Annotated in this window: 10 protein-coding genes; 3 read left to right on the top strand and 7 right to left on the bottom strand. The window is 67.8% G+C overall.

Features of this window, described 5'->3' with window-relative positions; translation table 11 throughout:
• The first annotated feature begins 9 nt into the window (after positions 1 to 9).
• Entirely contained in the window at positions 10 to 360 is a 351-nt protein-coding gene (locus LNV23_RS08545) for an energy transducer TonB (RefSeq protein WP_263562590.1), read from the top strand.
• A gap of 213 nt (positions 361 to 573) precedes the next feature.
• Here the strand turns inward: LNV23_RS08545 and LNV23_RS08540 are convergent, their stop codons facing one another.
• The 4 genes from LNV23_RS08540 to ybaK form a co-directional block, all read right to left on the bottom strand.
• Positions 574 to 918: a glutaredoxin family protein gene (locus tag LNV23_RS08540; RefSeq protein ID WP_263562589.1), complete on the bottom strand. Its 345-nt coding sequence runs from the start codon at positions 916 to 918 to the stop codon at positions 574 to 576.
• Positions 919 to 1,018: 100 nt separating this feature from the next.
• Entirely contained in the window at positions 1,019 to 1,366 is a 348-nt protein-coding gene (locus tag LNV23_RS08535) for a RidA family protein (protein WP_263562588.1), read from the bottom strand.
• The gene (plsY, locus tag LNV23_RS08530) at positions 1,363 to 2,091 is read right to left on the bottom strand and encodes a glycerol-3-phosphate 1-O-acyltransferase PlsY (protein ID WP_263562587.1); all 729 of its coding nucleotides are present in this window, start codon (positions 2,089 to 2,091) and stop codon (positions 1,363 to 1,365) included. Before plsY ends, LNV23_RS08535 begins: the two co-directional genes overlap by 4 nt.
• Before the next feature lie 6 nt (positions 2,092 to 2,097).
• Positions 2,098 to 2,592 carry a Cys-tRNA(Pro) deacylase gene (gene ybaK, locus LNV23_RS08525; protein ID WP_263562586.1) on the bottom strand — a complete coding sequence of 165 codons (495 nt, stop codon included), beginning with the start codon at positions 2,590 to 2,592 and terminating at the stop codon, positions 2,098 to 2,100.
• Between the two features lie 331 nt (positions 2,593 to 2,923).
• Here ybaK and LNV23_RS08520 point away from each other — a divergent pair, with 331 nt between their 5' ends.
• Positions 2,924 to 3,055 (top strand): hypothetical protein, encoded by a 132-nt coding sequence (locus LNV23_RS08520; protein ID WP_263562585.1) that lies wholly within the window; start codon positions 2,924 to 2,926, stop codon positions 3,053 to 3,055.
• 18 nt (positions 3,056 to 3,073) lie between these two features.
• Here the strand turns inward: LNV23_RS08520 and LNV23_RS08515 are convergent, their stop codons facing one another.
• Complete coding sequence (locus LNV23_RS08515; protein ID WP_263562584.1) at positions 3,074 to 3,283, bottom strand: hypothetical protein; 210 nt, start codon at positions 3,281 to 3,283, stop codon at positions 3,074 to 3,076.
• Positions 3,284 to 3,408: 125 nt separating this feature from the next.
• On the opposite strand from LNV23_RS08515, the gene ydiK reads away from it, so the two are divergent.
• The gene (gene ydiK / locus LNV23_RS08510; RefSeq protein ID WP_263562583.1) at positions 3,409 to 4,554 is read left to right on the top strand and encodes an AI-2E family transporter YdiK; all 1,146 of its coding nucleotides are present in this window, start codon (positions 3,409 to 3,411) and stop codon (positions 4,552 to 4,554) included.
• On the opposite strand, the gene pbpC is transcribed toward ydiK, so the two are convergent.
• Complete coding sequence (gene pbpC, locus LNV23_RS08505) at positions 4,463 to 6,637, bottom strand: penicillin-binding protein 1C (protein WP_263562582.1); 2,175 nt, start codon at positions 6,635 to 6,637, stop codon at positions 4,463 to 4,465. The two genes, ydiK and pbpC, sit on opposite strands and share 92 nt — an antisense overlap.
• Positions 6,634 to 12,609, bottom strand: a complete 5,976-nt coding sequence (locus tag LNV23_RS08500; RefSeq protein ID WP_263562581.1) for an alpha-2-macroglobulin family protein — start codon at positions 12,607 to 12,609, stop codon at positions 6,634 to 6,636. Before LNV23_RS08500 ends, pbpC begins: the two co-directional genes overlap by 4 nt.
• Between the last annotated feature and the right edge of the window lie 59 nt (positions 12,610 to 12,668).

Here is a 12,668-nt window from a genome sequence, read left to right as displayed (position 1 = left end):
AGGACAGACATGACCCCTTCCAAACGACCCTCAATGCGCGCCAACATGCTGCGCGCCTCGGTAGGCCTTCTCGGTGCCCTGCTGATCGCGACCAGCGCCATGGCTTCGCCCAAGGTCCTGAAGAAGGTCCCGCCCGAGTTCCCGGCGGCAGCAACCAAGAAGAACATCAAGACCGGTTCGGTCAAAGCCCGCATGAATATTGGACCGGACGGCAAGGTGATTGATGTGCAAATCCTCGAAGCCGAACCGCCGCGCATCTTCGATCGTGCCGTGACGGACGCCTTGATGGAATGGCGCTTCGAAGGCAACGGCGAAAAGCAGACCCACGAAGTCAAACTCGTCTTCAGCAGCGAGGACTGAATGTGGACACAAAAGGCCGCCTGCGCGGCCTTTTGTGCCTCATTCAGGCCCCCGCGCTTGCAAGCGCGGGGGCTGAGCGTGGATGAGCAAAGCCGCCTGCGCGGCTTTGCTCATCCACGCTCAGGACGGCACGCATGCTTGCGGGCACACTGAGTTCGCGCACATGAACCTGAGAGGTGGGCTGAAAGCTGCACCCGCGCACGGCCCGCGCTCCTAGGGTTGCACCGCCTTCGTCTGCTCCAACAACACCACCATCCGCGCCCGGTCCAGGCCCAATATGACCTGACCCCGGACTAGAAACGTGGGCGTGCCCTGCGCCAGGGTCTCGCGGTAACGCTGCGCGCACTGCGCATTGCTCTCGATGAAGCACTCGGCGTAGGGAATGCGCTCCGCTTCAAACCACTGGCGCGCCTGCGTGCAGTAGACACAGCTGAGGCTGGACAGCATCACGATATCGCCCGGTTTGGCCGTCTCCCGAAGGCTGTGCGCCTGAGTCTCGTGAGATCCTTGGCGTGCCCAAGTACTCAGACCCCAGACCACGGCCACAATCAACGCCAAGGAACCCAGCTCTCGCCAAGAGATGGCTCCGAAACAAAGAAAAGGGCGGCGTCGATGATTCATCTCGGCGCCGCCCTTGGTATGTCTCGAAATCCGCGGCTCAGACCGCAGCCGTCACGACGATTTCGACCTTCCACTCCGGCCGGGCCAGCTTGGCCTCGACCGTAGCGCGCGGCGGCGTGTGGCCCGGCACCACCCAAGCATCCCAGGCGATGTTCATGCCGGGAAAGTCGGCCAGATCGGCGATATAGATCTGGGCGCGCAAGATCTTGCTCTTGTCGCTGCCGGCGCGGGCCAGCAAGGCGTCGATCATGGCCAGCACCTGGGCCGTTTGGCCGGTGATGTCCTGGCTGGAGTCTTCGGGAACCTGGCCGGCCAGATACACCACATCGTTGTGCACGGCCATCTCGGACATGCGGGCGCCGACATCAAAACGTTGGATCGTCATTTCGTTCCTTGCCTTTCCTTCTTCTTGGGATGCTTGTGCGAATGACCGTGAGCCTGTGCTGCTTCGGGGTCATGCGGGTGTTTCTTGCTGCTGCCGGCCGGCGGCGTTGCGGCGGCCTTCTGGCCCAAGCGACTCTCGGTGCCGTTCATCAGCTTCTTGATGTTGGCGCTGTGGCGCCAGACCAGCAGCAAACCCATGAGAACCAGCACGCCGACATTGGGGCCGGTGCCCCAACCGAACATCTCGTAGATGGGCGCAAAGGCGGCCGAAACGATGGCGGCCAGCGAAGAATAGCGGGTGAAGTAAGCGATCGCCGCCCAGGTCAGCAGCGTGGCGGCACCCAGCACCGGGTTCAGCGCCAAGATCACACCGGCAGCGGTGGCCACGCCCTTGCCACCTTCGAAGCGGAAGAACACAGGCCACAGATGGCCGAGGAAAGCGGCCAGGCCGACCAGGGCCGCCGTGCCCTCGCCCAGACCAAAGCGAGCGCCGAGGTGCAGCACCAGCAAGACTGGTACATAGCCTTTCAGAGCATCGAAAACCAGGGTCAGGATGGCTGCAGCCTTGTTCCCTGAGCGCAGCACATTGGTGGCACCGGGGTTGCCCGAGCCGTAGCTGCGCGGGTCGGATAAGCCCATGACACGGCTGACGATCACGGCAAAGGACAGCGAACCGATCAGGTAGCCGACGAACGCGGCCAGAAGTGGAAAAAGAGTATCTTGCATGGGGCGCTATTCTGCACTGGCGCACTGCACCGCCCGCGCTTGCAGCAGCTCCGGCAGAACCCGCGGGTCCAGGCCGACCAGATAGCCACGCCGACCACCGTTGATGCAGATGCGCTCCAGCGCCAGGATACTGGCCTCGACGTACACCGGCATGGCCTTGCGCGTGCCGAAAGGCGAGGTACCGCCGACCAGATAGCCGCTGTGACGCTGAGCCACTTCGGGCTTGCAGGGCTCGACCTTTTTGCAGGGGATCTGACGTGCCAACTCCTTGAGGCTGACCTTCTGGTCGCCATGCATCAGCACGATCAAAGGCTGGGCGCGCTCGTCCTGCATGACCAGAGTCTTGACCACCTGATGCTCGGGCACGCCAAGCTGACGTGAACTCTCAGCGGTACCGCCGTGTTCAACATAGTCGTACACATGCTCGCTGAACGGGATCTCCTGCTGTTTCAGGAACTGGGTCGCGGGCGTCTCGCTGACGTGGGCATTCTTCTTGGTCATGCGGGTAATTTTCACCCAAGACCGGCACCCACCAGCAAGGACGGGCTCGCAAGCCACAAGCTAGGGCCAGTTGACATCAATAGCAGGCAGAGGAGCCAAGCCAAGGTCGCGCTGCACGATGCCCTCGCTGAAGCACAAACGGCGCCGGCTGCGCCTTCACCGTACAAGGGTGACCAGGCTGCGGGCAGGCGGGCACAGGCATACGAACGAAGCAATGCGTCACTCAGGACTGGCAGCCCATGCCGCCTGTATTCAGCGTCATGCGCGCATCCAACACCCGCATCAACCCCATGGTTCGACCGCCCCGGTCAAGCCACTCGAGGAGCATCCCATGGAAACAGAGCTGGAACTGAGTCCTGAATTCCCCAGTCCCAGCCTGTATGACGATGTCCACAAGCGCAAACCCCGCAAGGCCTGCACCAAGCTACCGGCAGGCCTGGCCGAAAAGCTGCTGATCTGGTGACAATCGCTGGCGCGCGTTCTACAGCACCGCCAATCCTTGGCGCTGCAACGGCCGCGTCGACAACGCCTTGGGCTCAGGCAGCGGCGTGATGGTGCTCACGCGCCACCTGTTGACCGCCTCGCACATGATCGACTGGCGCCCCAACAACAGCACCGCATGGACAAGCACCAAGAGTGACAGCGACAGCTGGGACGGTGGCGCTTCTGAACTTCCCTTGCGGGCCTGCATGCGCTTCCCGCGCAGCAGGCCTGTTCGCGTTTTCGCCCCTGCAACATGCCGCTCTGCTGAATCTCTCGGTTCTGGCCCGAGAATCGGGGCCAATCTTGCAACCGGCCCGCGCGCCGCCATGGTTCATGAAGCCTGACCTGCCCCAGCCTGACGCACCGCGCCAGGACATCACCCGCATCCTGCTGGCCGTGCTGGCCGTGGCCCTGCTGATCTTTGCCTCGCTTTGGGTCCTGCAACCCTTTCTGGGCGCCACCGTCTGGGCCACCATGGTGGTGGTGGCCACCTGGCCCTTGATGGAAAGCTTGCAAGCTCGGCTCTGGGGCCGGCGTGGTCTGGCCACGGGCGTGATGGTGCTGGGTCTGCTGCTGCTGCTTTTTGTGCCGCTGTCGATTGCGCTGTCCACCGTTGTGTCGCATGCCGACCAGGTGATGAGTTGGGCGCCCAAGCTGCTCGATGCGGAGATCCCCGAGCCGCCCGCTTGGTTGGCCAGCCTGCCCGTGATCGGTGAAAACCTGGCAGCTTTCTGGCACAAGGTGGCGCAAGAGGGCTTGAGCTCGCTGCTGGCCATGATCAAGCCCTATGTTGGCAGCAGTCTCAAATGGACGGCTGCGCAAGCGGGCAATCTGGGCATGGTCGGCCTGCAGTTCCTGCTGACCGTGGCCATCGCGGCCATCCTCTACAGCGAGGGCGAGAACGCCGTCCAGCATGTGCGCCGTTTCGTCCGCCGCTTGGCCGGGGAGCAAGGCGACGCCGTCGTCACCCTGGCCGGCCAGGCCATCCGCGGCGTGGCCCTGGGCATTGTGGTCACCGCCCTGGTGCAGACCGCGCTCGGCGGCCTGGGCCTGTGGATCAGCGGCGTGCCCTTCGCCGGCCTGCTCAGCGCCGTGATGCTGATGGCCTGCCTGGCCCAGATCGGCCCGGCCCTGGTGCTGGCGCCGGCCGTGGCCTGGCTGTACTGGAGTGGCGACAACGGTTGGGCCACGGTGCTGCTGATCTGGACCCTGTTGGTGACCACGCTGGACAACTTCCTGCGCCCCTGGCTGATCAAGAAAGGCGCCGACCTGCCCTTGCTGCTGATCTTCGCCGGTGTGATCGGCGGCTTGTTGGCCTTCGGCCTGGTGGGCCTGTTCATTGGCCCGGTGGTGCTGGCCGTGACCTACACCTTGCTGGAGGCCTGGATCAACGAGGGCCTGCCGGCGAAGGCACAAGCGCTGCGCGAGAAGACGGCGGCGCGCCAGGCTTCAGGCGGGCGCCGCGCACCTCGAAACTGATGCGCTGCAGCTCGCGGCCGCGGCCGTCCAGCAGGCGCAGCTGGTGCCGCCCCGGCCAGGGCGCCCAGTTCAGCTGGCGCCCGCGGCCGAGGATCTTGCCGTCCAGCTCCCATTGGCCGTCCTGCCCCTCGAAGCGGATCTTCTGCGCCTGCGGGGGCATGTCGGGGTCGAGCGCAAACAGGCTGCCGTCCACCGGGCTGACGATGCCCAGGGCTGAAGCCTGGCCCTGCAACTGGCTGCCCGCGCCCCAGCGCGCCTGCTCGGTGCCGCGCACAAACCACTCGCGCCGCGCCGGTTCGGCCACGCCGTCGAACTGAACCGTCAGCGGCTGGACCGTGGCCGGCGCCGCCGGTGCACGCGAAGGCCGGCCTTGGTGGAGATAGCGCATCAGCCCGGCCCAGACTGGCGCCGCGCCGCTGATGCCACTGACCCCGTGCATGGGCGCGCCGCTGGCATTGCCGACCCAGACGCCCACGGTGTAACGATCACTGAAACCCAGGCACCAGTTGTCGCGCATGTCCTTGCTGGTGCCTGTCTTGACAGCCGCATAGCTGGCCAGGGCCAGCGGGCTGTCCAGGCCGAAACCGATGGCGCGGGCGTTGTTGTCGGCCAGCATGTCCGCGACGATGAAGCTGGCACCGGCGTCGGCCACACGGCGGCGGCCCGACTGCGCTTGGGGCACCTGCGCCAGAAACTGCACCGGCCCCAGCACACCCCCATTGGCCAGGCTGCGGTAGGCATTGGTCAGGTTCAGCAAAGACACATCGGCGCTGCCCAGGGCCAGCGAGAGGCCGTAAAAGCCCGCCGTCTCGCCCAGCAGCAGTCCGAGCTGGTTCAGGCGCTCGAACACCGCATCGCTGCCCAGCATGGCCATCAGGCGCACGGCCGGCACATTGAGGCTGCTGCCCAGGGCGCTGCGCGCGGAGACGAAACCCTTGAACTGGCGGTCGTAGTTCTGCGGCACGTACAGACCCGCAGGGGTGTTGATCTGCGCCGGTGAATCCTCCAGCAGGCTGGCGGCCGTGATCAGGCGCCGCTCCAGCGCCAGCTGGTAAATGAAGGGTTTGAGCGTGGAGCCCGGCTGGCGCCGCGCCAGCACGCCGTCCACCTGGGCGGCGGCCGAGAACGCGCCGCTGCTGCCCACCCAGGCGCGCACTTGGCCGCTGGCGTTGTCGAGCACGATCACCGCACCGTCCTCGACATTGCGGCCGTTCAGCTCGGCCAGCTGGTTCTTGAGCAGCTGGGCGGCATAACGCTGCAGATGAGCGTCCAGACTGCTGCGCTGGCGCGCCGGGCCCTCAGGGCGCAGCAGCTGGCGGGCGATATGCGGCGCCAGTTGCTCGCCCAGCGGCATGCTGGCCGGGCGCAGCAAGGCCGCTTCAGCCTGGCCGGCCACGGCCTCGCAGCCCAGGCCTTGCAGCTTGAGCAGGCCGCAGGCGCGCTGGCTCCAGGCGGCCGCGCTGGCATTGGGCGCGCGCAGCAAAGCGGCGGCCAGGGCGCCCTCCACCGCCGTCAAGCCAGCCGGATGCTTGCCGAACAGCACTTGCGAGAGCGCATGGATGCCGACCAGCTCGCCGCGAAATGGCACGCTGTTGACATAGGCCTCCAGGATCTGCGCCTTGGTCCAGCGCCGCTCCAGCTGGGCCGCCAGCCAGACCTGGCCCAGCTTCTGCCCCGCGCTGCGGCCGCCGGCCGGGCGGGCCAGGCCGGCGTCGATCAAGCCGGCCAGCTGCATGGTCACCGTTGACGCACCGCGCGTGCGCTGGTTCCAGAGATTGGCCCAGGCGCTGCTGGCCACGGCGCCCCAATCGACGCCGCTGTGCTCGTAGAAGCGCCGGTCCTCGCCCAGCAAAATCGCCTGCAGCAAGGCCGGCGAGAGCTGGCTCAAAGGCAGCCAGTCCAGCGCGCGCCGCTGAGGATCGAGGCGCAGGGTCTGCAGCGGCTCGCCACGGCGGTCCAGCAAGGTGTAGTCCGACACGCGGTGCGCGGCCTTCAGCTCCTGGAAGCTGGGCTGGGCCCAGGACGGCGCACTCGCGGCGAGCAGGCCGGCCAGCAGCCATGCCCCGCGAGTGCCTCTCCTCAAGGCGCCACCTCCAGCGCCGCCTGCGGCAGCTCGGCAAAGTTCTCGGGCGCGTACATGGCCTCGACCCGGGTGCCGGGCAGCTGGAAGCGACCGGCGTTGTTCAGGCGCACGGTGTACTCCAGCACATGTTTGCCGCGCGGCAGGCGCTCGAAGTAGGCGCGCCAGGCCTCGTGGCTGCGCTCCTCAAAGCTGGGGCGCACGCGTGCATCGTCGGCCGCATCATTGCTACGACTGAGCTCGGCCACGCGCTCCGCGCCCAGGATGGCGCCACCCGCCGGCAGCGGATCGGCCAGCACCACCCAGGCCATATCGCTGCCCGCCTCCAGCTCCAAACGCACGCGCAGCACATCGCCACGACTCCAGCGCCCAGCGACCTTCTGCTCCACGGCCTGCACGGTGCGTTGCAGGCGGTAGCCCGCGCTGGCCGCTTGCTTGAGCGGCACGGCCGCCAGCGATTGCACAGTCAGCCAGGGCTTGCCCGCGCCCTTGTGCTCCACGCTCAGGGTGCCGCTGCTCCAGGGCAGCAAGAGCTTGCCGCCTTCGGGCTGGCGCGTCCAATCCAGGGTTTGCTGCGGCGCCGGGCTCAGCGTTGCCTCGGTCTTGCCTGCGGGCTTGACGCCTTCGAAACGGGCCGCGAACTTGTCCAGCGCCAGCACGCCCCAGAGATTGGCCGTGGTGCTGCTCCAGGCGCCGCGCTGCTGGCGGCCCAAGCTGCCCTGCAGCAGACGCGGCAGTTCCTCGGCCCAGCCGGCTTCATCCAGCACGGCCAGCATCAGGCGCGAGGCGTTGGCATCGGCGTTGTCCATCAGCCACCACCAGGCATCGCTCTCCTCGGTGCTGAAACGCAGCACCGTGCCCTGGTAGCTCAGGCGGCTGCGCAGCAAGGCCTGGGCCTCGGCCAGGCGCTGGGCTCGCTGCGGCGCCTGCGCCATGCGCTTGTGGATGTTGAGCCAGTCGATCACGGCGGCCGTCGGCCATGCCCCCAGGGCCTTGGCGTTGACGGTGCTGAGCCCCGCGGGCGTGGCTCGGCCGTAGCGCGACAAGGCCTCCAGCACCGCCAGGCGGCGCACATCGGCGTCCAGCTCGACGCTGCGCGGCGACCAGCTGGGGCGGCTGATGCGTCCGTCGATATAGGCCGTCAGGCCTTGCAGCATCTTCTCGCGCAGGGCCACCGGGATGTCGCGCCCGGCCTCGTGTGCGGCGGCCAGCAGGTAGGCGGTCAGGCGCTCGCTGCCACGCGAGGCCTCATCCGGCCGCGGCGGGAAGTAGTGGGCCAGACCATCGCGATCCAGGTAGGACGGCATGGCCGCCAGCACCGACTGCCACAGCGCCGCATCATGCAGGCCCAGGGCCTTGGAGGTTTGCTGCTCCAGGCAGCTGTAGGGGTAGGTCTCGAAGAAGCGCCGCGGCCCCGGCAGATCGCCGGCCAGGCGGCGCTGCAGCACCAGCTGCACACCGCCGCGCTTGGCACCAGCTTCAGGCCAGGCGCCGGCAGGCGGCGCCACGGGCAGACTCATGCGGCCATCGAGCTGGCTCAGGCTGGCCTGCCAGACCTGCACCGGCACGGCGGGCAGCACCCGCTGGCTGACGCGCAGCTGGTCGCGCGCCAGAGCAGGGCCGGGGCTGGCCGCGCCCTGCTCCGTCGCCGTGGCTTGCCACTGCAAGGCCTGCGCGCCCTCGGGCACCTTGAGCGTCCAGCTCAGCTCACGCGCTTCGCCGGCCGCCAGTTTCAAGCTCTGGGCTGGCAGCTGCAGCACCGGCAGAGCAGGAGCGGCACCATCCGCCGCTTGCGGCTGCGCCTGCAACTCGGCCCGCAGATTCATCGCCCTGCCGCTGCTGTTGCGCAGGGTCAGATTGGCCTGGAACTCATCGCCCTCGCGCACCAGCGGCGGCAGGCCGGACAGCACTTGCAGATCCTGCGTCACCCGCACCGTGGCCTGACCCGTGCCGAACTGGTGGCTGCCGGCATCGGCTACGGCGACCAGGCGGAAGCTGGTCAGCGAATCGTTGAGCGGCACCTCGATCAGCGCTTCGCCGCGCGCATCGAGCTTGACCGTGCTGCGCCAGAGCAAAAGCGTGTCGAAGAGCTCACGGGTGGGAGCGCGCCCCCCGCCGCCGCCGGCCGCCACCGCCTTGCGGCCGTAGTGGCGCCGGCCGATGATTTCGCTCTGCGCCGTGGCCGTGTCCACACCCCAGCTGCGCTGCTGGATCATGGCCGGCAGCAGCTCCCAGCTGCTGTTGCCACGCAGGGCCAGCAGGCCTTCGTCCACGGCGGCAAATGCCAGCTCGGCCCCGGGCACCGGGCGGCCATCCTGCGTCACCTGCACACGGGTGCGTACGGTCTCGCGCACGCCGTACTGGCTCCGCTCCGGGCTGACCTTGACTTGCAGCTGATGCTCGGCCAGGCCCACTTGCACGGCGGCCACGCCGAGTTTGAAGGAGGGCTTGGCCAGGTCCACCATGGCCGTGGGCGCCGGGGTGTTGCGCCCCTCGCGCCAGGCGGCCCACCAATTGAGCGGCTCGCGCCAGCCCCAGCTGAAGAAGGAGTACCAAGGCACCTGCTGGATGCGCCCACGCAAGGCCAGCACACTGACGTAGACATTGGGCGCCCAGGCGCGCTCGATCTTGAGCTCGAAGCTGGGGTCGCGGCCGGTCAGTTTGACGACGCGGGTGTCGATCACGCCCTCGCGCTCGATCGCCACCAGGGCCGTGGCCTCACGAAACGGCATGCGCACCTGGAAGCGTGCAGTCTGGCCCGGTTCATAACGCTTCTTTTCGGCGAGCACATCGATGCGGTCGTCGTTGTCCTGCGCAAACCAGAGTTCACCCTCCTGGCTCATCCAGGCGCTGGCCGCGGCTTGGCTGGGCCGACCTTCGCTGTCCTTGGCACTGACCACCAGCTCCACCTCGCCCGACACATCGAGCTTGGCCTCGCAAGTCAGCAAGCCCTGAGCATCGCTGCTGCCGCTGCAGACCGTGCCCAGGTCCTTGAGTTCGGTGCGGTTGTCGTAGGCATAAAAGCCACCCACCATGCGCTTGCGGCTGCTGAGGGTCTGGCGCAGCTGCGCCTTGACCTCCAGGCGCTGGCCGGCCACCGGTTTGCCGGCCGTGTCCAGGGCCAGGGCGCTGAAGGCCAGGCTGCCGCGGTTGTTGGACCAGCTGCGCGTGCGCAGCCCCAACACCAGCTTGGAAGGCCACAGCGCCACGGTCTGGTTGACGCTGCGCACCTCGCCATTCGGGTCGCTGTAGCTGAGTTCGGCCAGCAGTTCGCTGGGCCGGCTCAGGGCGGGCAGGTTCTTGATGACGGTTTCGGCCGCGCCCTGGCGGTCGGTGACGGCGGGCTGTTTGTCCAGCACCAGACGGGTGTCACGCGCCGGGCCGGCGCCCTCCTCGCCCTCGCCTTCATCCTGGAAGCGTTCGGCCTCACCGAGGCCGCGCGGCGGCTCGAAGCTGAACTCCTCATAGCCCGGAAAACGCAGGCTGCGCGGGCGCAGCAAGGCGCTGAACTTGAGCGGCGCCTGGGCCATGGGGCCACCGGCCTGGTAATTAAGCTGCGCGCCCAGGCGCAGTTCCTTGGGCGCCACCTGCACCGCCTTGGGCGCGCTCAAGGTGGCGCTGATCAGGGGCACGCGGAACTCTTCGACATGGAAGCTGCCCGTCGTCCAGCTGGCGGCCTGGCCCTCGCGAACCAGTTCGATGCTGTAGCTGCCCAATTTGGCGCCCGCTGGAATCTGCCACTGCGAGCTGGCGCTGCGCGGGCTGGGCCAAGAGATCGGTATCTCCACTTCGCTGCCGCTGCCCTGATGGGTCAGCTTGAGCTTGGTGGGCAGCTGCTCGGGCGCCGCCAGCTTCAGGCCTTGGCGGGTTTCCAGGCGGAAGAAATGCTTCATGGACACGGTCTCGCCGGCGCGCAGCAGGCTGCGGTCCAGCACCGTGTGGGCGCGCACCTCGGCGCCGCCGGCGCCGTACAGCGTCGGCAGATTGAAGCGCCAGGGCTCGATGCCGCGGTTCCAGTTGCTGAAGACAAAAGCCATGTCGGTGGCGCCGCTGGCCGCATCGGCCTTGTGAGCGGTGACGAAGAAGCCGCGCTCGGCGACACAGCGCCTGTCGTCCCAGCTCGGGGGCTCCAGGGCCTGCTGCACCAGGGCGCGACCCTGGGCATCGGTGCGGCCGCCCCAGAGCGGCTTGCCGGCGCAGTCATGCACCACCACCTCAGCATCGGCCACAGGCAGGCCGCGGTCCAGGCTGGTCACCCAGACCAGGCTGTTCTCACGCGACCATTTGAAATGCACACCGAGGTTGGTGACCAACACGCCGGTGCGCACAAACATCGGCGCGGTCTTGTCCAGCAATGCCTGGCCCAGACGCGGCGAGCGCAGTTCCACCACGTGATAACCCGGCTCGGCCAAGGGCAGGCCGATGACCTCAAAAGGCCGTGGCTCAGCGCCCTGAGGCGGGGTGGCCGGCGGCGGCAGCTTGAGGCTGCGGGCTTCCGGGTCTTTGTCCAGCAAAGACAGCTCTCGCGTGCCGACCTGGCGCATCTGCTTGCGAAAGATCGCCTGACCCCGCGAATCGGTGTCGGCGACCGATTCGTACCACTGGCTCTCCGGCAGGCCGGCCTCTCGGGCATTGAACACGCTCTCGTGATAACGCCGTACCCGCGCGTACCAGGCCAGCACATCGGCCGCGCTGCTCAGGCGCTTGACGCGGATCTCGCCAGGGGCCGCCGGCGCGGCCGCAGCGTTTGCTGTGGCACCTGGAGCGCCCCAGTCGCTCTGCACATGGCGCATGGTGATGGGCAGCAGGGACGGCTCCTTGCCGCCCGCCTCACGCTCGATCACGCCAAAGGGCGCGGCGGCAAACTTGGCCAGCGGCGGCGAGGCGCCCGTGGCCACCTTGAGAGGAAAGCTCGCAGCGTTGGCCAAGGCGCGGCCGCTGTTGTCCTTGAGCCCGGCCGGCATCTGCAGGGTGAACTGCGCGTTCTCGGCCAGGGGATAAGGAAACTCCAGCATGGAGAGCTCGGCCGTGTCCTCGCCCTTGGGCTTGAGCGGTTTGAGAAGCTGGCCCGAGGCGGATTTCAAAGTCAGTTGCAGCGCCTGTTCGCGGGCCACGGGCGCACTGAACAAGACCCGCATCGGCCGCACCGGCATGCAGGGCACGTTGGCGCGCTCGCGCTCGCAGGAAAACTCGGCGCTGAAGGGGCGGCGCACGTGATAGGCGTGCGTTTCGGTGTCGCGCCGCGCCTGGACGGGTTTGTCACCCTCGGCCTTGGACCAGATCAGGCGCATCTTGGCGTCTTGCGGCAGGGGCCGTTGGCAGTGCAGCAGCCAGTGGCTGCCCGGCAGCTTGGCCGCGGCCTGGCTGCGGCCGTGCGACTTGAGCACCGCGGCCAGCGCTTCGCCCTGCACGAGCTGCACAGGAATGCGTTCTCCGAGGCCATCGACCTCGCACCAGGCCCGCTGACGCAGCTGCGCCTCGCTGAGGGCGCCGTTGAAGCGCAGCAGGAAATGCTGGTCTTCCTCGATCTCGCTGCCCGGCCAGGGCTGCACCTGCTGCAAGCGCACCGGCCCGGTCTGGAAGCTGAAACTCTGCGGCCCGACGATGGGCCCGCCCAAGGGTTTGAAGCTTTCCAGCAGTTGAACCTCGCAGCGCTGCTTGGGCCCCAAGGCCGGACCGCTGGCCTGCCAGACCCATTCCCGCGCGTTGTTCCAGCGGCCGTCTTCGGTGCTGAGGGTCTTGCCGCCACAGCTCAGGCTCACGGGCGCAGGCAAGCGTGGGTCGCCGGCCGGCACGACGGCCTCGGAAAAGCTCAGGCGCAACTGCCGAAACTCCGGCACCTCGCCGCTCGGCGACACCGTGACCGTGGCTGCCTGCGCCAGCGGCGTCCACAGCGCCAGGCCGAGGGCCAGCCCGAAGCCGAGTTGATGTGTGGCAAACCTGCGCTGCGTGGACGCGCTTGCGTTCTTCGTCATTCCCCACCCTCCCAGGTGATCGATCGTGGCGGCGCTCAGTCTAGCCGCAGCACAGCGGC

It is taken from the genome of Kinneretia sp. DJ1R-11, assembly GCF_025717595.1.
Classification (GTDB): domain Bacteria; phylum Pseudomonadota; class Gammaproteobacteria; order Burkholderiales; family Burkholderiaceae_C; genus Paucibacter_A.
Note: the sequence above shows the minus strand (reverse complement) of the source record. Positions and strands in the feature narration are given on the sequence as shown.

Coding starts and splice junctions, on each gene's coding strand:
- LNV23_RS08545 (WP_263562590.1), top strand. CDS start 10: ATGACCCCTTCCAAACGACCCTCAATGCGCGCCAACATGCTGCGCGCC.
- LNV23_RS08535 (WP_263562588.1), bottom strand. CDS start 1,366: ATGACGATCCAACGTTTTGATGTCGGCGCCCGCATGTCCGAGATGGCC.
- plsY (WP_263562587.1), bottom strand. CDS start 2,091: ATGCAAGATACTCTTTTTCCACTTCTGGCCGCGTTCGTCGGCTACCTG.
- ybaK (WP_263562586.1), bottom strand. CDS start 2,592: ATGACCAAGAAGAATGCCCACGTCAGCGAGACGCCCGCGACCCAGTTC.
- LNV23_RS08520 (WP_263562585.1), top strand. CDS start 2,924: ATGGAAACAGAGCTGGAACTGAGTCCTGAATTCCCCAGTCCCAGCCTG.
- LNV23_RS08515 (WP_263562584.1), bottom strand. CDS start 3,283: ATGCAGGCCCGCAAGGGAAGTTCAGAAGCGCCACCGTCCCAGCTGTCG.
- ydiK (WP_263562583.1), top strand. CDS start 3,409: ATGAAGCCTGACCTGCCCCAGCCTGACGCACCGCGCCAGGACATCACC.
- LNV23_RS08500 (WP_263562581.1), bottom strand. CDS start 12,609: ATGACGAAGAACGCAAGCGCGTCCACGCAGCGCAGGTTTGCCACACAT.